This is a genomic window from Brevibacterium oceani (assembly GCF_017948325.1).
In the GTDB taxonomy this organism is placed as follows: Bacteria; Actinomycetota; Actinomycetes; order Actinomycetales; family Brevibacteriaceae; genus Brevibacterium; species Brevibacterium oceani.
Genome location: NZ_CP072846.1, coordinates 2854962 through 2873437 on the forward strand (window position 1 = coordinate 2854962; position 18476 = coordinate 2873437).

The following is an 18476-nucleotide window of genomic DNA, read 5'->3' on the forward strand; positions in this document are numbered from 1 at the left end:
ACTAGGCTTGATCATCGTGCGTCCCCTCTTTCGGTTCTGGCCCGATCTCCGCTCCCGCATCGGCGTGTACGTTGTCGTACTCGTCCTCACTCTGCTGGCCAACGGCATCCAGCTCGTCGTCCCCATCATCACCGGTCACATCATCGACGGCCCGATCGCTCACCGCAACCTGCAGGCGCTCTGGCTGCCCGTACTCGCGGTGCTCCTCATCGGCATCGGCGAGGCAGTCGCCATGTGGGCGCGACGGATGATCGTCGCTCCTGTCGTCTCCGAATGGGAGATCCGCTGGCGAGCGCGCCTGTTCGACCGGCTCCAGTACACCTCGGTGGCCGTCCACGATTCGTGGGAGTCCGGTCAGCTGCTCTCTCGTGCGACGAACGACCTCTCCCAGCTGCGCCGATTCTTCGCGTTCGGTCTGCCGTTCCTGCTCTCGACTCCCGTCGTCATCGTCATCGGCACGATCATCCTCGTCGCCCTGCAGCCGACCTTCGGACTCATTATGATCGTCATGGCGGTGCCGACGATCATCTCGGTCGCGATCTTCGAACGTCGGTACCGGCTGGCCTCCCGCGCTTCGCAGGACGCGGTCGGCGAGATCGCCACCGATGTCGAGGAATCCATCCAGGGCATCCGGATCCTCAAGTCCTTCGGCCGCTCCCCCTGGGCCGCTGAGCGCTTCGGGCTGCTGTCGACGAAGTTCAAGGACCTCGAAATCCGCAAGGCGAAGCTCGACTCGTGGTTCTGGAGCGTGCTCATCCTCCTGCCCACCCTCGCCCAGGTGGCGATCGTCGGCGTCGGCACCTGGGGTGTCGTCGCCGGGTGGACGACGATCGGCACGGTCGTGGCCGGCGTGACCGTCTCGATGGTCATGCGGATGCCCATCGAGATGCTCGGGTTCCTCCTGGCCGATGCGCTCATGGCACTCACAGCGGCCGGGCGCTACTGGGAGGTCATCGACATCCGCCACGACATCACGGACTCCGGCGGCGGCATCGACGATGACCCCGATGTCGGGAAGTACCGCGGTGAGCTGAGCTTCGACGATGTCTCCTTCCACTTCTCCGACACCGAGCGACTGACGCTGACCGGCCTCGATCTGCGGATCGACCCCGGTCAGACGCTCGCCCTGGTCGGGGCCACGGGTTCGGGCAAGACGACGCTCGCCTCCCTGGTCCCCCGACTCCAGGACGTCACGAACGGCGCTGTGCGCATCGACGGCATCGACATCCGCGATCTGCCGGTCAACGAGCTGCGCCACCTCGTCTCGGTCTCCTTCGAGGATCCCATCCTGTTCTCGGCATCGGTCGCGGACAACGTCGTCATGGGCTCGCCCGGGTCGAGCGAGGACGAGATCTGGCAAGCCCTGCAGATCAGTGCCGCCGCGGACTTCGTCGCACGGCTGCCCGACGGCCTCGACACCCAGGTCGGCGAGCAGGGGCTGTCGCTGTCCGGCGGGCAGAGGCAGCGACTCGCACTCGCCCGTGCCGTCATCGGCAAGCCGCGGATCCTCGTCCTCGACGATCCCCTCTCGGCCGTCGACGTCGACACCGAGGATCGGGTGCAGCGAGCGCTGAGGGAGATCCTGCCGGATTCGACGACACTCATCATCGCCCACCGCCCCTCGACGGCGGCCCTGGCCGACGTCGTCGCGGTCCTCGATGAGGGCCGCATCGTCGCTCAGGGTACGCACGAGGAGCTCCTCGAGTCCTCCCCGCTCTATCGGGAGCTCATGGGAGCCAGCGCGGCAGACCCGGGATCGGCCGCCTCGGCGCAGGGAGCCAGCGCGGCAGGTCAGGGGTCGGCCGCCTCGGCGCGGGAAACGAACGCAACAGGACTGGAGGGGGGACGCTCATGAGCATGCCGCGACTCGATCGGGACGACGAGGTCGAGCAGCTGCCGCCGGACATCGCGAAGAAGGCGCGGGCGCTGCTGTGGTCGCTGGTGCGACCGCATCGGGCGATGGCGATCTTCCTGCTCGTCATCGTCGTGCTCACGGCCGGTGCCCTCGTCATCGGCCCGGTGTTCATCGCCCGGGCCCTCGATGAGGGGATTCCGCGGGCGGTCGACGGTGACACCGGGCCGCTCTTCACTGCGGTGGGGCTGTTCATCGCCGCCGCGGTGGCCTCGGCGGTGCTCGCGTTCACCTCGACGAGGCTCGTCGGGATCACGGCACAGAAGATCCTCTTCTCGCTGCGTTCGCGGGTGTTTGCGCACGTCCAGCGGCTCGATCTCGGCTATCACGAGAAGTCGACCTCGGGCCGGCTGGTGTCGCGGCAGACCTCGGACATGGAGTCGGTGCAGCAGTTCCTGTCGTATTCGCTCTTCGACACGGCGCTGGCCGTGCTCCAGATGCTCTTCATCGCGATCACGCTGGTCTGGCTCGACGTGCCTCTGGCGCTCGTCGTCTTCGCCGGGTTCGTTCCGCTGTTCTTCATCACGAAGTCCGCACACTCCTCGCAGCGCAGCGCCTACCGGCGCACGCGCACCTCGATCGCGAAGGTCATCGTCCACTTCGTCGAGACGATGGGCGGGATCCGCGCCGTCCAGGCGTACCGTCGGCAGCCCGACCGTCGGTCGACGCTGAGCGATGAGGACATCCAGTATCGGGATGCGAACACCGACGCGCTGCGCGGAGTCGCCTGGTTCGCGGGCTCCACGCGGCTGGTCGGCAACATCACGCAGACGGTCATCATCGTCGTCGGTGCGTGGCTGGTCATCGAGGACTGGACGCAGGTCGGCGTGCTCGCCGCGTTCATCCTCTATCTGCGGCGGTTCTACGGTCCGCTCGACGAACTCGTGCAGTCGTTCAACCTCTATCAGTCCGCCTCGGCGGCGTTGGAGAAGATCGCTGCGGTCCTCGACGCGGAACCTGCAGTGGCCGAACCGGGCCAGCCTGCTCATCTGCCCGTACGGTCGGGGTCGGCTGGTGCCGGAGGTGCTCCGGAGCCGGGCGCGCCGGCAGGGGCGTCGGCGGGGGCGCCAGCGGAGGCGCCAGCGGATTCGTCGGCCGGCGACACAGGATCGGGGCGCTCACTCGATCTGACCGGCGTCCGGTTCGCCTACGCTGACGGACCCGATATTCTCCCCCGCTTCGATCTGCATGTTCCTGCCGGAGAGATCGTCGCCCTCGTCGGTGCCACCGGCGCCGGAAAGTCGACGCTGGTCAAGCTCGTCACCCGCTTCTACGATCCGAGCGAGGGGCACGTCGCCATCGACGGGATGGATCTGCGTGACCTTGAGGATGCGGAGCTGCGCTCGTCGGTGGTCATGGTCACCCAGGAGTCGTTCCTCTTCGCAGGCACGATCGCCGACAACATCCGCATCGGCAATCCGGCTGCCAGCGACGAGGCAGTCGTCGCCGCAGCTCGCGCCGTCGGCCTCGACGGATACATCCGCCGGCTGCCCGATGGGTATGAGACTGATGTGAAGAAGCGCGGCGGGCGGCTGAGCTCGGGGCAGCGTCAGCTCGTGTCGTTCGCACGCGTGTTCCTCGCCGACCCGGACATCGTCGTGCTCGACGAGGCGACCGCCCACCTCGACATCCCGTCCGAACGTCTCGTCCAGGATGCGCTCGCGACGGTACTCGAGGGGCGGACGGCGATCATCATCGCCCACCGGCTCTCGACCGTCGAGATCGCCGACCGGGTCCTCGTCATGGATTCCGGGCGGATCATCGAGGATGGAACACCGGACGAGCTCATCTCTGGCACCGGCAAGTTCGCGCAGCTGCATCAGGCATGGCGCGACTCGCTCGTGTAACTCTCGTTTGGCCGAGGCGGGCAGTTCCTACTGGCGCCCCGTCGGTGCCAGCTTGGTCAAACTGCAGCAGCTTGGTCCCTGCGCCGAGCTGCTGCAGTTTCACCGAGCTGGAAGTACGAACCGCACTCAGCTACCTGTTGCGCGCCGCTGCGTTCGGCTCCTTACGATCCGCTCGATGTCAGTGAACGTCTGCCGCCGCCACAGATCCTTCCAGAACACTCGGATGACGTGATAGCCCAATGCCCGCAGGCGCCGCTCGCGTTCTCGTTCACGGTCGAACTCTCGCCGATGGTCACGACCATCGAGCGTGTACTTGGCTCGACCGTCGAACTCGATGATCGTCTTCGAGTCACGGTGAGTGAAGTCAGTCCTCGCCACGAAGAAGCCGTTTTCATCGAAGATCTCAACTTGGGGTTCGAAGCCATTCAAGCCGACTTCATACAGGCGGACCGCAACTATGGATTCCCCCGGTGATTCTCGACGACCGTCGGCTAACCCGAGTGCCGTCTCGACTCTCCGGCAACATCGATTCTCATGACAGGTGTCGACAGCCTTCCTCAACTGATCTTTCGTCACCAGTTGCCTTCGCAGAGCATCATCGAGCATGGGAAGACTGACGTCGAGAGCGTAGTCACGAGCAGTGTCGATGAGAGTGCGGGCCTTCGAGGTGACAGTCGTGTCCCCGAGCAGCTCGACATGTTCATCGCAGAGCTCTCTTCGACGAACAATCAGGTGAGTGAACCGGCCGCTGGTGTGGGAACGGATGACCTCTGCTCGCGAGTGCGGAATCTCGACCACCTCCAGCTGCCACAACAGAGCGGCGGAGAGATGCGAGAAGACTTCGCCCTTTGCTTCCGAATTCTCTTCCGCCCGCCGGTTGACGAGATCGGCCCGCGTCCGGATCAATATCTTCACGCGCTCGATGGCATCCCGCTTGTCCCCCAGCCAGGCGAGCTCATCGGCATCTCCGTCGGCCAATGGAGTCCAGATCTTCGCATGACCAGGATCCGCACATATACCTTTCACGGCGAACCGGCCGCGGGCGATGCGTTCCAGACAGCAACCAACAGCTGCGCGAATCTCGCGGTCTGAGAGCCCAAGGCGCCGAAGCTCAGTCGTCACGAAAACCTGATACATTATATTAGTATGTATCAAATGCCATCAAACGTCAATATAATGCGTTAAGAAGATTGGCGGGCTCTGTCAGGGCAAAACTCGCCGCGCCTCAGCAGCTTGGTCAAACTGCAGCAGCTTGGCCCCTGCACCGAGCTGTTGCCGTTTCACCGAGCTGGAACGAAATCAGTCGAGGATCGACACCTCCGACACGCTCATCTGGATCTTCGGCGGTCTCATCGTCGGCAGCTGCTGCAGCTGGATCGGCCGACGCCGGAAGCTCAAGAAGAAGCTCTGCGAGCAGGCCGGCTGACACCCCTACTCCACCACGAGCGGAACGAAGCGGTAACGGCCGTGACGGGTGACCTCGGCGCTGCCGATGTCCTCTCCCCGCCGCTCGACGCGCAGCATCTCCTCGCCGACAGGAATGACCATCACTCCCCCGACGGCCAGCTGGTCGACAAGATTATCCGGCAGATGATCGGTCCCCGCTGAGACGAGGATCCGGTCGAAGGGCCCGCGCTCCGGCGCCCCGAGGACACCCGGACGCGCCTGAACGAACTCGACCGGCGCAGGAGACTGAGCGTCCGTTCCTGGCCCGAGACCCGCCTCGGCGAAGGAATCCTCGACGGCTCCCCGCGCCCGCGCGATCAGCTCCGCATGACGCTCAACTCCGATGATCCGCCCTTCGGGCCCGACGATGACGGCGAGCAGCGCCGCGGTCCACCCCGACCCTGCACCGACGTCGAGGACCGAGTCGCCGCACTCCGGCGCGAGGAGGTCGAGCATGTCAGCGACCGTGCTCGGTTGGGAATTCGTCTGGCCCCAGCCGATGTCGAGCGGCACATCCGCAATCGCCCACGCCCGCTGATCCTGCGGCAGGAAATGCTCCCGCCGGACACATTCGAATGCCCGATCGACAGCGACCGCCTTCACTGTGCGGTTCATCTCGGCCTCCTCGTCGAGTCCGGTATGTGATGCTTCGACCATACTCCTCGCCGATGAGCGCGGGAAGACGGTCGCGTATCGTTGTTCCGTGACTCAATCCGATCTTGCCCGCGCGCAGAGCCTCATCACCTCGATTCCCGACTACCCCGAACCGGGAGTGATCTTCCGCGACATCTCCCCGCTGCTGGCCGACGGCCCGGCGATGCGAGCCGTCACCGAGGCACTCATCGAACCCTTCGACGGACAGTTCGACATCGTCGGCGGGCTCGAGGCCCGCGGCTTCCTCTTCGCCGGCACCATCGCGGCGATGACCGGAGTGGGCATCCTTCCCATCCGCAAGGCGGGCAAGCTGCCGAAGCCCGCGGCCGCGGTCTCCTACTCCCTCGAGTACGGCACCGCGACGATCGAAGGACCCGATGTCCTGGAGGAGGGCGAGCGCGTCCTCCTCGTCGATGACATCCTCGCCACCGGCGGAACGCTCACCGCCGCACAGTCGCTGGTGGGCGACCTCGGCGCCGAGGTGGTCGGATCGGCTGTGGTTCTCGAGCTCACCGAGCTCGGCGGTCGGAAGCTCACCGGCGACGTCCACGCGGTGTTCGCGGACTGAGGCGGCTTCCCCCTTAGCGGCACGTGTCGTAGGTGTCGCGCAGCTGATCCTGAATGGTTTGAGCCGACTGGGTCAGCTGCCCCTCGGAGTCCTCGTCGTACTCGCACCCGCCGACGTTGACGATTCCGCCGGACGCGGAGTCGAACTGACCGGTCGGGTCGGCCCCCTCCGCCCAGGAGAAGTTCCATGAGTTGGTCGTCGTGGACGCTATGCGGTCGATGATTCCCCTCAGACGAATGACCTCATCGGGGCCGGCCGGGACCACCGCGACAAACGACGACACCTGGTCGCCATCGATGTTGAGTCGATTCAACGACGTGCGCAGAGGATCGAACACCGATTCCAAGCGCTCCTGTCCCTGTTCCGAGAAAGGGAACGCCACATACCAGTCGACGCCGGAGGTCTCCCTCGTCCTCAGCTGGAATTCTTCGGATCCGAACTGTGCCCTCGCCGCGGAGAGAGTCTGAAACGCGTCCGTCCCTGAGTCACGGACCTCCAAGGAGTCGTCGAAATCCACGTCGTCCGACTGTTCGCTCCAGTTCACCTCGTCGACGGACAAGGCTGTCGACATCTCAAGAAGCCGCGGCACCTTCGCCGCCATGATGTCGCCGTTCGTGGTATCGCTGACCTTGATGATGCGGCCCGCCATGTTGAGGCTCAGGTTCTGGGTGTAGCGGTCGAATTCGTCGCCCGTCTCCAGGTCGAGTGCGGCGGCCACCTCGGTGGCCTGGGCAGTGTTCGCCCCGGCGTCCATCGTCACCCTGTAGGTGATCGACCTGCCGGAATCGAACCCGTTCTGATACGAGGTCTCGACCTCCTCGACGCCTGGCGACGCGGACAGCACTCCGCCGATGTCGTCAGCCCTGCTGCTGAGGTCAGGACTCGTGCAGCCGGAGATGCCGAGGGTCAGCGCAACCGCAGCGATCATCACCGCTCCGACCCTGGCCCACCCGGCGAACCGGGGCTGTCTGCTCATCATGCTTCGAACCTATCGAAAGTCTCGCGGTCTCGGTGGTCGAACCTGTTCCAGCCTCGGCACAGGATTACCCGCTCAACGGCGGGCCGCCTCGGTGATGGATTTTCCCTTGACTGTCTCCGATGATCGCTCACGGCGGAATCGGTCTCGGGAATGCTCGCGGCCGGGTTCGTCGTTGTAGAGTCGCAGGGGCACCGACCGCGGGTGCCCGGCACCGCGACGACGTCCCACCGGACGTTGACGAGGTCCCAGCGGACGCCCCCGCGGACCATTCCAACCACAGTGATGAAAGGCGGCACCATGACCGTTCCCACACTCACCCTCAACGACGGCAAGACCATCCCTCAGCTGGGCTTCGGCGTGTTCAAGGTCGATCCCGATGAGACCGAACGCATCGTCACCGATGCCCTCGAGGTCGGCTACCGCCACATCGACACCGCCGCCGTCTACGGCAACGAGGAAGGTGTGGGCCGCGCGATCGCGAAGTCCGGCATCGCCCGGGACGAACTGTTCGTGACCACGAAGCTCTGGAACGACCGCCACGGCGCCGAGGAATCGAAGCGGGCCCTGGGCGAGAGCCTCGAGAAGCTCGGCCTCGACCACGTCGACCTCTACCTCATCCACTGGCCGACCCCGGAGAACAAGAACTCCGTGGAGACCTGGGAGGCCTTCCCCGGCTACCGCGATCAGGGCCTGACCACGTCCATCGGTGTGTCGAACTTCGACTACCGCTTCCTGCCCGAGATCCTCGACACCGGCATCATCCCGGCCGTCGACCAGATCGAGGTCCACCCGCAGTTCCAGCAGGTCGACACCCGTCCGCTGCTGGCCGAGCACGACATCAAGATCGAGGCCTGGGGCCCGCTCGGACAGGGCAAGGTCGACTACGCCTCCACCGTCATCGGCGAGATCTCCTCCGCACACGAGAAGTCCTGGGCACAGGCCATCATCCGCTGGCACCTGCAGAAGGGTCACATCGTCTTCCCGAAGTCGAACAACCGTGACCGCATGGCCCAGAACTTCGATGTCTTCGACTTCGAACTCACCGACGCCGAGGTGGCCTCCATCGATGCGCTGGAGAACGGCGGCCGCGTCTCGGCCGATCCCGCCGAAGTGAACTGAGCACTGGTGACATGGGCTGAGCGCTGGTCGCGTGCGCTGAGCGCTGGTCGCGTGCGCTGAGCGCATAAGCTGAGCCCGCCGAGGCGAGTTCAGTTCTGGTGATCGACAGTCACGAAGCCGCCGGAGAGTTCCGACTCTCCGGCGGCTTCGTCGTTGCCTGGTGGGTGCAGCAGCGGCGCCTGACGAGGCTGACGGTTCTGGTGCGTGGCCTCGCCGTTCAGGTGAGTACGCGGATCGGCTCCCCCGCCGTCCACGCAGCGATGTCTTCGACCGCCTGGGTGAAGAAGATCCGATACGTGTCCTCGGTGACATAGCCCAGATGCGGAGTGAGCACGGTCCGCGGGGTGCTGCGCAGACGGTGGTCGGACGGCAGCGGTTCGAGGTCGTGGACGTCGAGTCCGACGCCCCGGATCCGTCCCGCCTCGAGGGCTTCGATGAGTGCTTCGGTGTCGACGAGGCCCGCTCGGGAGGAGTTGACGAGGATGCTGCGAGGCTTCATGAGCTCGAGCTCGTTTGCCGAGACCAGGCCCTGGCTGCGCTCGCTGAGTTTGTAGTGGATGGTGACCACATCGGCGGTGGAGAACAGCTCCTCCTTGCTCACCGCTCGCACGCCGAGGCCTTCGGCCCGATCCGCGTCGAGGTTCTGACTCCAGGCCACGACGTCCATTCCGAAGGCCGCACCCACGCTCGCCACCTTTGCACCGAGGCGCCCCAGACCGACCACGCCGAGGCGGTGTCCGTCGAGGTCTCCCCCGACCGTGGTCTGCCATCCACCATTGCGCACCGAGGCGTCCTCGGCCGGGATGCTGCGCAGGACAGAGAGGATGAGTCCCCAGGTCAGCTCCGGAGTCGCCGAGGTGGTCGATTCGGTCCCGCAGACGATGATCCCCTGGCCTCGGGCCGCCTCCAGATCGATCGAGGCGTTGACCCGCCCTGTGGTCACGAGCAGTCGCAGGTCCGGCAGTCGGGAGAGTCGACCAGCGGTGAACGGCGTTCTCTCGCGCATGGCCACGACCACCTCGGCGCCGGCGAGCGTCGCGACCAGGTCTTCGTCGTCGACAATGGGACGGGACACGAACTCGACCTCGGCATCGAGGACGCTCCAGTCCGCGAAGTCGGCGGCCACCTGCTGATAGTCATCGAGTACGACGATGCGCATGCTGTTCCTCCTGGATCCGTGTGGCCTCCATCGTAGAGCCGATAGGCTGAGCAGGTGAGTGCACCCATCGTCCTGAGACAACGCAGCGGCCCCGTCATCACCATCATCGTCTGGGCTTTCCTCGCCTACCTCCTCGGCGATGCTCTCGTCCGCGGCGCCTGGGACACCGTCGGCAGGTTCGGTCCTGCTCTGCTCCTCATCGGCTGGCTCGCCTTCGTGGTGCTGTGGCGACCAGGGCTCATCGTCGGGCAGGAGCGGGTCGAAGTCCGTGAGGTCCTGCGCACGACGACACTGCCCTACGTTCGCATCCGGGATATCCGGCTGAGTGCCACCGTCACGATCGAGACCGCCTCGGCGAATGGCCGAACGAGTACGATCCGTCCGTGGAACGCTCCGGGCATGCCCCGCCGGAAGATCGATTCGGGTCTGACCGGAGGAACCCTGCCGGAGTCACTGCCGAACCACCCGTCGTTCGAACTCCACCGCCGTTGGGAACAAGCTCTGGCCGACGGCCGATCGACGTCGCAGAAGGACACAACTGCGCACGGCGCAGGATCGAGCGATGACGTCGACCTCCGCTGGAATCTCGGTGTCATCGGGGTCACCGTCGTCCTCGTGCTGCTGGTCATTGTCGGCTTCCTCTGAGCGGACGGACTCTTCCCGGCGAACACAGACCGGCCCCGTGGGGAACGTGATCCCACGGGGCCGGCGGTCTTCGGTGGCGTCAGACGATCAGTGACTCACTTCTTGAAGCCGATCGTCGTCCAATCCGGTGACTCGAGCTGACGCGGACCGAGGTTGACGACGTCGTTCCGCACGCCCCACACGTAGGGAGTCGGGTAGAACGGAATGAGCGGCTTGAGCTTGAGCACCTCGGCATCGCCTTCGTTGGCCAGCTTCTTCGCTTCTGCCAGATCGAGGGTCTTCGTCGCGGCCTTGAACTTCTCACCGATCGCGTCACTGGAGATCTTCGAGTGGTTCTGCTCCGAGTCCGCGGGGTAGAACAGGTTCGAACCTGAGGAGATCGGGAAGGCCGTTCCCTCCCAGGTGAAGGTCGCCATGTCGAAGTTGCCGTTGAGCACGTGATCGGCGAAGTACGCGGCCACAGGCACGGTCTCGATCTCGATCTTGAAGCCGATCTCGTTGAGGTCCTTCATGATCTGTTCGGCACGCTGCGCGTTCGACGCGGTGTCTGCGGGAACGACGATCTTGAATTCGAGCTTCTCACCGTCCTTCTCACGCACTCCCCCGTCGCCTTCCTTCCAGCCGGCGTCGTCGAGGATCTTCTTCGCAGCATCCTGGTCGAAGTCGAGGCTGCCGTCGGTGTTGTCCTGGTAGCCTTCCTGCCCGGGCATGAAGGTGACGTTGTTGACCAGGGTCACGGGCGCTTCGACCGGTCCGATGGCGGCCTGCGCAATGGCTTCACGGTTGATCGCGTGGCCGATGGCATCCCGGACCTCCTGCTCCTTGAGCGCGCCCTTCTCTGCGTTCATCGTCACATGAGTCCACTGCATGCCCTGCGACTTATAGATCTCACCGTCTTCGCGTTTGCCGGCGGTCTTGTAGGAGTCACCGTCGGTTCCCACATCAACGAGGTCGATTTCTTTGTTCGCATAGGCCTGGGCCTGCTGCGCCTGCGAGACGACCTTGAAGATCACCTTGTCGAGCTTGGGCTCCTGACCCCACCATTTGTCGTTCTTGACCATCGTGATGACGCCCGACTTATTGTCGACTTTGTCGGCCTTGTACGGACCGTTCGAGGGCAGGACCTTCTTCGTGTAGTCCTTGTTGAACGCGTCGACGTCCTCAGCGATCTCATCAGGAAGATAGGCGCCGATGTAGTTCGGCCAGTCGATATTCGGGGTCTTGAAAGTGACCTTGACGTCGTGCTTGTCCTTGCCGGACTCGATCTTCTCGATGTCCTCATAGCCCTTGGTCGACGCGACCTCGAACTCTTTGTTCTCACCGTTCTGCGTTTTCCAGAACGCTTTGTAGTCGTCGACGTCGATCGGCGTGCCGTCTTCCCAGACGGCGTCCTTGTTGAGCTTGACGTCGATGACCAGCGGGTCCTTACTGGCGATCTCGACGCTCTCGGCGTAGTTCTTGTCGACTTCCCAGGTGCCGTCGTCCTTGATCTTGATCGGTCCGCCCAGCGAGGTTCCGTAGAGATTGTTATTGTCCACGTGTGCCCCGTCGGCGTGGTAGTAGTTGAGGCTTGCGGGGATCTCGGTCATCGGATAGGTCAGAGTGCCGCCATCCTTGACCTCGTCGTATCCGGCCTTCTGGTAGTCAGAACTGGGCAGGCCGGAGATCTCCTTGTCGGCCTTGTCGCTGTCGACTCCGCCGGAGTCCTTGTTCGCCTGCTGACAGCCGGACAGTGCCAGGCCCAGTGCAGCGGTCGCGGCGACGACCATTGTCGCCTTCTTCCTCATTCTCATGAGTTCCTCATTTCCTGTGTGGTGTTACTCGAAGTGGTTGTGTGGGGAGAGCTCAGGTCGCGGAGTCGAAATCCGAGGTCCATTCCGCGTAATGGCAGGCGACCAGATCGCCGTCCACCGGGCGTGGTCGGGGGTCCTCGGTCAGACACTCCTGTCTCTCGCTGTCGGGCAGCAGGGTGAACAGCGGACACCGAGTCCGGAAATTGCAGCCGGAGATCTCGTCAGTCGGGCTGGGCAGGTCGCCGGAGAGCAGGACCCTTTCCCGCGAACGTTCGACGACCGGATCCGGCACCGGAATCGCCGACATCAGAGCCCTGGTATAGGGATGTCGCGGCTGGCGATAGAGCGCGTCGGACTCGCCGTATTCGACGATCCGTCCGAGGTACATCACTGCCACGTAGTCCGAGATCTGCCGAACGACCGCGAGGTCGTGGGCAACGAAGAGATAGGACAGTCCCAAGCTGTCCCGCAGGTCCTCGAGCAGGTTGATGACGCCGGCCTGCACGGAGACGTCGAGCGCGGAGACCGGCTCGTCGAGAACGAGCAGCTTCGGGTTGGTCACCAGGGCTCGCGCGATGCCGATGCGCTGACGCTGACCGCCCGAGAACTCGTGCGGATAGCGTTCTGCCATCGACGCATCGAGCCCGACGAGTTCGAGCATCTCGGCGACCTTGTCACTGCGTTCCTGTGCCGGAACCTTGTGCACGGTCAGCGGCTCGGCGATGACTTCTCCCACCGGCAGTCGGGGGTCGATCGCGGCCATCGGATCCTGGAACACCACTTGGACGTCTTTGCGCATGGCCAGGCGCTCGCGTTTGCTCAGATCCGCAACGTCGACTCCGTTGATGACGAGTCTGCCCTCCTGCGGAGCCACCATCTCGAGCACTTCGCCGATGGTCGTCGACTTGCCGCACCCGGATTCGCCGACGAGGCCGAGGGTCTGACCCGCTCTGATCTCGAGATCGATGCCGTCGACGGCTTTGACAGTGCCGATCTGTCGCTTGAATACCGCTCCTTTGAGAAGTGGGAAGTGCTTCTGCAGACCGGTGACCTCGAGGATGTTCGGTGCCTGATCGTCCTTCACGCGCTTCGCCACCGGCTCCGGCCGTGGATAGATGTCCTTGGCCAAAAGGTCCCCGCGAGCGATCTCGTCTGCGCGATGACAGGCCGCAGTGACTCCTTCGACGCCGTGTGTGACGAGTTCGGGTTCGACCTCACCGCAGACGTCGAGGGCGATCGGGCAGCGTGGGGCGAAGGGGCACCCCGGCGCCAGATTCGACAGTGACGGCGGCTTGCCCTCAAGCGGGACGAGCCGTTGGGTGCCGGCGGTCGCGAGGTTGGGCACAGAGCGCAGGAGCCCGGTCGTGTACGGCATCTGCGGGTTGCCGAAGACCTGATTCACTCCCCCGGTCTCGACGAGCCGACCCGCGTACATGACCGCGATCCGATCGGCATTTCCGGCGACGACGCCGAGGTCGTGAGTGATGAGCACGATCGCGGCGCCGGTGATCTCACGGGCCTTCTGGAGCACCTCGAGGATCTGCGCCTGAATGGTCACATCCAGTGCCGTGGTCGGTTCATCGGCGATGATGAGATCCGGGTCGTTGGCGATCGCGATGGCGATCATCGCCCGTTGGCGCATACCGCCTGAGAACTCGTGCGGATAGGACTTCACCCGCCTTTCGGCACCGGGGATGCCGACGATCCTCAGCAGCTCGATCGCTCGATCGTTCGCGGCCTCCTTCGACAGACTCGGGTCGTGGATGAGCAGTCCTTCGGAGATCTGCTCGCCGATCGTGTAGACCGGGGTCAGAGCCGACAGCGGGTCCTGGAAGACCATCGCGATCTCACGACCGCGCAGCTTGGACATCTGATGGTCGTTCATGTCCAACAGCGATTGACCGCGGTAGCGGATCGAACCGGTGATCTCGGCCGTCGACGGGAGCAGACCCATCACAGCCATCGAGGACACCGACTTGCCGGAACCGGATTCGCCGACGATGCCGAGGAACTCTCCGGGCTTGACCTCGTAGTTGACCCCACGCACGGCCTGGACATCGCCCTTGGGGTTGGGGAAGGTCACTGTCAGGTCCTTGACCTCGAGGATCGGAGCTTCCGCCCTCACCGGCTGCAGGTCGATATCGAGAGTTTCAGTCACGGTTGACTCCTGAGGTCGGATCGATCGCATCACGCAGCGCATCGGCCATCAGACTGATGGCGAAGAGCATGAGCACGAGGACACCGGCGGGAAAGACGAACAGCCACGGCCGCGTCGCAGCTGCCCCGGATCCCTCGGCCAGCAGTGTGCCGATCGAGACGTCCGGCTTCTGGATGCCCAGGTTGAAGTAGCTCAGAGACGTTTCGGCGATGATCGCCGAGACCACGCCCAGGGTGGCATCGACGATGAGGATCGACGCGACATTGGGAATGATATGACGGCTGAGGATCTTCGGGGTCGAGACTCCCATGTAGCGAGCGGCACGAACGAAGTCGCGATCCTTGATCGCCTTGGTCTGATTGCGCACGACCTGGGCCATGATCATCCATCCGAAGAGCACGAGGAAGACGACGATGGCCATCCAAGACAGCTGCCGCAGCAGCGGTGCCATGAGCACGAGGATGAAGAACGAGGGCAGCACCAGCAGGAGGTTGATGAACCACACGATGACTGCCTCGACGCGACCGCCGAAGTAGCCGGCCGCGGATCCGATGATCGCCGCGAGAATACTCGCACAGGGACCGGCGATGATGCCGATGAGCAGCGACTTCTGCAGACCGACCACGGTCTGGGCGTAGATGTCCTGGCCGATGGTGTTCGTCCCGAACCAGTGCTGAGCGCTCGGGCCCTCGTTGAGGGCGAAGACGTCCTGGTCGGTCGGAGAGTAGATGTTGATGGTATTGCCGAACAGCGCGAAGAGCACGAAGAAGGCGAGCAGAATGCCTCCGACCCAGAAGCGGGGTGTTGATCGCAGGCGACGCCAGATGAGGATCGTTCGGGATGTCGGCTTCGACCGCTTCGACACCTCCTCGGTGTCGGGTTCGGTGGAGATCGGGATGTCTGTGGCCATGTCAGATCCTCACTCTCGGGTCGAGTGCGGCATAGAGGACTTCGGACAGGGTCGAAGCCAGGAGTGTGAGCACTGCGACGAAGAGGACGGAGCCTGTTGCTCCATTGATGTCGGATTGCAGGATCGAGTTGATGGTGAACTGGCCCATGCCGTTCCAGGAGAAGACCACCTCGAGCATCGATGAGCCCGCGACGAGAGTGCCGAACGCATAGGCGAAGTACGTCGACATCGGGATCAGCGCAACGCGCACACCGTGTTTGATCAGCGCGGTCTTGCGCGTTCGGCCCTTGGATCTGGCGGTGCGGATGAAGTCCGAAGCGAGCACGTCAAGCATGACCGAGCGCTGATAGCGGGAGTATGTCGCTGCCCCCATGAGTACGAGCGCCAGAGTGGGAAGCAACATGTGCGATAACTGGTCAGTGAACCACGGGACGAAGCCAGGATCGATATTCGCCGAATAATCACCGGAGAATCTGATGAGGGTGGTGCCGACCATATTGTTGAAACCGGTGGCCAGGATCATGAGGATCACGCCGATGACGAATGTCGGGGTGGCGATGATGAGATACGACGCATAGGTCACGGTCTGGTCGGAGGCCTTGTATTGTTTGACCGCACCCCAGACACCGAGGACTACGCCGAGGAGTGCACCGAGGATCGATCCGATGAGCAGCAGCTTGAGGCTGACCCCGGCACGGACGAGGATCTCCTGGAGCACCGGCGAATTGTGAATCGTCGTGCCGAAGTCGCCGTGGAGGAAGATCTTGGTCAGCCAGTCCCACGTCCTCTCGAGGATGGGCACATCGGGATTCGTGCCGTGACCATTGAGAATGGACTGGATCGAGGCCTCGGACAAGGGCGGATTCTGCCCGCGATAACGGGAGGCCGGATCCATGAACGAGCTGGAGACGATGTAGGCGGTGACCGTGGCGATGAACGCCAGGATGAAGTAGTTGACGAACCGCCGAAGAACGTATTTGCCCATCGTGTCGATTACGACGCGGAGCTCGACCGAACCTCACCGTGGGCAGCGGAATGGTGCATGGGACCGGGGAACTGAGTATAGATCTCTTTGCGGATCGGGAAGACGGTGTGAATCATCAGCAATCAAGGTTCCTTTGGAATATGCGGTGCCCAGATCAATCTTTATGCACGAACCCTCAATGGTTCTTCATAAATGACTGAACGTAAGTTGCACTGTATCCCGCTGTGACCCGTCACACAAACTTCCCTTGCAGTATTTACGTTGCCGGCAAGGAGAAATCCGCATGATCTCGGGCGACACGCCGATGTAACTTTCCGGTAACTGCAGTGCCGTTCGACGGTCTCTCAGAAGGATCCGCGCCCGTCGAAAGATCACCTGACCACGAACTCACGACCACGCGGGCACACAATCGCCGAGGCGGTGCAGACCATTCGTCTGCACCGCCTCGGCGATGGTTCTGCTCTGCTCGCTCAGCCCCGCTTTCGGAACCTCACACGGGCGTGGAACGGTGAGTGATCAGAAGCAGACCGCACCCTTCGAGGCCGACTGCACGAGCTTCGCGTACTTGCCCAGCACGCCCTTGAGGCGGTGGTTCTCGGGGATCGTCCACGACTTGCGACGTTCGGCCAGGACATCCTCGTCGACGTGCAGCTCGATCGATCGCGCGGCGATGTCGACGGTGATCTTGTCCCCGTCCTCGACGAGCGCGATCGGCCCGCCGTCGACAGCCTCGGGGGCGATGTGACCGATGCACAGGCCCGTCGAGCCGCCGGAGAACCGACCGTCGGTGAGCAGCAGGACGTCCTTGCCGATGCCCGCTCCCTTGATGGCGCCGGTGATCGCGAGCATCTCACGCATTCCGGGTCCGCCCTTGGGGCCCTCGTAGCGGATGACGACGACGTCGCCCTTCTTCAGCTCGCCGTTCAGCACGGCGTCCATGGCCGGCTGCTCCTGGTTGAAGACCCGGGCGGTGCCCTCGAAGACGTCGGCGTCGAAGCCGGCCGACTTCACCACGGCACCCTCGGGTGCGAGCGAGCCCTGGAGGACGGTGAGCCCGCCCGTGGCGTGGATCGGGTTGTTGAGCGCGCGGAGGATCTTTCCATCGGGGTCCGGCGGGTTGATCGATTCGAGATTCTCGGCCACCGTCTTGCCGGTCACCGTCAGGCAGTCGCCGTTGAGCAGTCCGGCGTCGAGGAGAGCCTTCATGATCACGGGAACGCCGCCGATCTTGAAGACGTCGTTCATCACGTACTGACCGAAGGGCTTGACGTTGCCCAGGTGCGGGACTTTGTCGCCGATGCGGTTGAAGTCGTCGAGCTGCAGCTCGACGCCGGCTTCGTGGGCGATCGCGAGCAGGTGGAGCACCGCGTTGGTCGATCCGCCGAAGGCCATGACCACGGCGATCGCATTGTGCAGCGATTCGCGGGTGATGATGTCCTTCGTCGTGATGCCCTGCCGCAGCAGGTTGACCACGGCCTCGCCGGACTTGCGAGCGAACATCGTGCGGTTGCGGTGGATGGCCGGCGGGGCGGCCGAGCCGGGCAGGGACATGCCCATAGCCTCGGCGGCAGAAGCCATGGTGTTCGCCGTGTACATGCCGCCGCAGGCGCCCTCACCGGGGCAGACGGCGCGCTCGATGGCGTCGACGTCCTTCTGGGACATGGTGCCGGCACGGCAGGCGCCGACGGCCTCGAAGGCATCGATGAGGGTGACTTCCTTCTCCGAGCCGTCCTCCATCTTCGCGGTTCCGGGCATGATCGAACCGTTGTACAGGAACACGCTCGAGAGTCCGAGGCGAGCCGAGGCCATGAGCATTCCGGGAATCGACTTGTCGCAGCCGGCCATGAGGACCGAACCGTCGAGGCGCTCGGCGCTCATCACGGTCTCGACGGAGTCGGTGATGACCTCGCGGGAGACCAACGAGTAGTGCATGCCCTCATGCCCCATCGAGATGCCGTCGGAGACGGAGATGGTGCCGAATTCCAGCGGGTAGCCGCCGGCCTCATGGACACCCTCTTTGGAGGCCTGACCAAGGCGTTGGAGGGACATGTTGCAGGGGGTGATCTCGTTCCACGAGGTGGCGATCGCGATCTGGGGCTTCACCCAGTCGTCATCACCCATCCCCACGGCGCGCAGCATGCCGCGGGCGGCAGTGGCTTCGAGCCCGTCGGTGACGTCGCGGGAACGGGGTTTGATGTCGGGAGTGGCGGTGTCTGAATCGATGCTCATGCAGGCATGCTACGCCCGATTTCAGCATCCGCACGCCCGACTCTCGCATGATGGAACCCCTCCTGGGCACCA

Annotated in this window: 15 protein-coding genes; 6 read left to right on the forward strand and 9 right to left on the reverse strand. The window is 64.0% G+C overall.

The genetic code is table 11. The features are described 5' to 3' along the window. The first annotated feature begins 16 nt into the window (after window positions 1–16). Both J9314_RS12705 and J9314_RS12710 read left to right on the forward strand, forming a co-directional pair. A complete protein-coding gene (locus J9314_RS12705; protein WP_343207019.1) occupies window positions 17–1855 on the forward strand; it encodes an ABC transporter ATP-binding protein in 1839 nt (612 codons plus the stop codon). Further along, window positions 1852–3759 (forward strand): ABC transporter ATP-binding protein, encoded by a 1908-nt coding sequence (locus J9314_RS12710; protein ID WP_210602728.1) that lies wholly within the window; start codon window positions 1852–1854, stop codon window positions 3757–3759. Before J9314_RS12705 ends, J9314_RS12710 begins: the two co-directional genes overlap by 4 nt. A 126-nt stretch (window positions 3760–3885) precedes the next feature. Here the strand turns inward: J9314_RS12710 and J9314_RS12715 are convergent, their stop codons facing one another. After that, the gene (locus tag J9314_RS12715) at window positions 3886–4896 is read right to left on the reverse strand and encodes a hypothetical protein (protein ID WP_210602729.1); all 1011 of its coding nucleotides are present in this window, start codon (window positions 4894–4896) and stop codon (window positions 3886–3888) included. Between the two features lie 115 nt (window positions 4897–5011). Here J9314_RS12715 and J9314_RS12720 point away from each other — a divergent pair, with 115 nt between their 5' ends. After that, complete coding sequence (locus tag J9314_RS12720; protein WP_210602730.1) at window positions 5012–5185, forward strand: hypothetical protein; 174 nt, start codon at window positions 5012–5014, stop codon at window positions 5183–5185. A gap of 5 nt (window positions 5186–5190) precedes the next feature. Here the strand turns inward: J9314_RS12720 and J9314_RS12725 are convergent, their stop codons facing one another. Further along, a complete protein-coding gene (locus J9314_RS12725; RefSeq protein ID WP_210602731.1) occupies window positions 5191–5820 on the reverse strand; it encodes a protein-L-isoaspartate O-methyltransferase family protein in 630 nt (209 codons plus the stop codon). An 88-nt stretch (window positions 5821–5908) separates the two neighbouring features. Here J9314_RS12725 and J9314_RS12730 point away from each other — a divergent pair, with 88 nt between their 5' ends. Then, the gene (locus J9314_RS12730) at window positions 5909–6427 is read left to right on the forward strand and encodes an adenine phosphoribosyltransferase (RefSeq protein WP_210602732.1); all 519 of its coding nucleotides are present in this window, start codon (window positions 5909–5911) and stop codon (window positions 6425–6427) included. A 13-nt stretch (window positions 6428–6440) separates the two neighbouring features. On the opposite strand, the gene J9314_RS12735 is transcribed toward J9314_RS12730, so the two are convergent. Beyond that, entirely contained in the window at window positions 6441–7406 is a 966-nt protein-coding gene (locus J9314_RS12735) for a hypothetical protein (protein WP_210602733.1), read from the reverse strand. Between the two features lie 297 nt (window positions 7407–7703). Between J9314_RS12735 and J9314_RS12740 the strand changes: the two genes are divergently transcribed. Further along, a complete protein-coding gene (locus J9314_RS12740) occupies window positions 7704–8525 on the forward strand; it encodes an aldo/keto reductase (RefSeq protein ID WP_210602734.1) in 822 nt (273 codons plus the stop codon). A gap of 217 nt (window positions 8526–8742) precedes the next feature. Here J9314_RS12740 and J9314_RS12745 read toward each other — a convergent pair whose 3' ends face one another. Then, a complete protein-coding gene (locus tag J9314_RS12745) occupies window positions 8743–9684 on the reverse strand; it encodes a D-2-hydroxyacid dehydrogenase family protein (protein ID WP_210602735.1) in 942 nt (313 codons plus the stop codon). Window positions 9685–9738: 54 nt separating this feature from the next. Here J9314_RS12745 and J9314_RS12750 point away from each other — a divergent pair, with 54 nt between their 5' ends. Beyond that, window positions 9739–10329, forward strand: coding sequence for a YdbT family protein (locus J9314_RS12750; RefSeq protein ID WP_210602736.1), 591 nt, complete (start codon window positions 9739–9741; stop codon window positions 10327–10329). 95 nt (window positions 10330–10424) lie between these two features. On the opposite strand, the gene J9314_RS12755 is transcribed toward J9314_RS12750, so the two are convergent. From J9314_RS12755 to ilvD, 5 genes are all read right to left on the reverse strand, one after another. Further along, entirely contained in the window at window positions 10425–12122 is a 1698-nt protein-coding gene (locus tag J9314_RS12755; RefSeq protein ID WP_210602737.1) for an ABC transporter family substrate-binding protein, read from the reverse strand. Window positions 12123–12174: 52 nt separating this feature from the next. Beyond that, entirely contained in the window at window positions 12175–14280 is a 2106-nt protein-coding gene (locus J9314_RS12760) for an ABC transporter ATP-binding protein (RefSeq protein WP_246490375.1), read from the reverse strand. After that, window positions 14273–15190, reverse strand: coding sequence for an ABC transporter permease (locus J9314_RS12765; protein WP_210602739.1), 918 nt, complete (start codon window positions 15188–15190; stop codon window positions 14273–14275). The genes J9314_RS12760 and J9314_RS12765 overlap by 8 nt, the downstream gene beginning before the upstream one ends. 1 nt (window position 15191) lies before the next feature. Then, complete coding sequence (locus J9314_RS12770; protein WP_210602740.1) at window positions 15192–16175, reverse strand: ABC transporter permease; 984 nt, start codon at window positions 16173–16175, stop codon at window positions 15192–15194. 516 nt (window positions 16176–16691) lie between these two features. Continuing rightward, a complete protein-coding gene (ilvD, locus tag J9314_RS12775; RefSeq protein ID WP_210602741.1) occupies window positions 16692–18404 on the reverse strand; it encodes a dihydroxy-acid dehydratase in 1713 nt (570 codons plus the stop codon). Window positions 18405–18476: the final 72 nt, after the last annotated feature.

Coding starts and splice junctions, on each gene's coding strand:
- J9314_RS12735 (WP_210602733.1), bottom strand. CDS start 7,406: ATGATGAGCAGACAGCCCCGGTTCGCCGGGTGGGCCAGGGTCGGAGCG.
- J9314_RS12725 (WP_210602731.1), bottom strand. CDS start 5,820: ATGAACCGCACAGTGAAGGCGGTCGCTGTCGATCGGGCATTCGAATGT.
- J9314_RS12770 (WP_210602740.1), bottom strand. CDS start 16,175: ATGGGCAAATACGTTCTTCGGCGGTTCGTCAACTACTTCATCCTGGCG.
- J9314_RS12765 (WP_210602739.1), bottom strand. CDS start 15,190: ATGGCCACAGACATCCCGATCTCCACCGAACCCGACACCGAGGAGGTG.
- J9314_RS12755 (WP_210602737.1), bottom strand. CDS start 12,122: ATGAGAATGAGGAAGAAGGCGACAATGGTCGTCGCCGCGACCGCTGCA.
- J9314_RS12710 (WP_210602728.1), top strand. CDS start 1,852: ATGAGCATGCCGCGACTCGATCGGGACGACGAGGTCGAGCAGCTGCCG.
- ilvD (WP_210602741.1), bottom strand. CDS start 18,404: ATGAGCATCGATTCAGACACCGCCACTCCCGACATCAAACCCCGTTCC.
- J9314_RS12740 (WP_210602734.1), top strand. CDS start 7,704: ATGACCGTTCCCACACTCACCCTCAACGACGGCAAGACCATCCCTCAG.
- J9314_RS12715 (WP_210602729.1), bottom strand. CDS start 4,896: ATGTATCAGGTTTTCGTGACGACTGAGCTTCGGCGCCTTGGGCTCTCA.
- J9314_RS12745 (WP_210602735.1), bottom strand. CDS start 9,684: ATGCGCATCGTCGTACTCGATGACTATCAGCAGGTGGCCGCCGACTTC.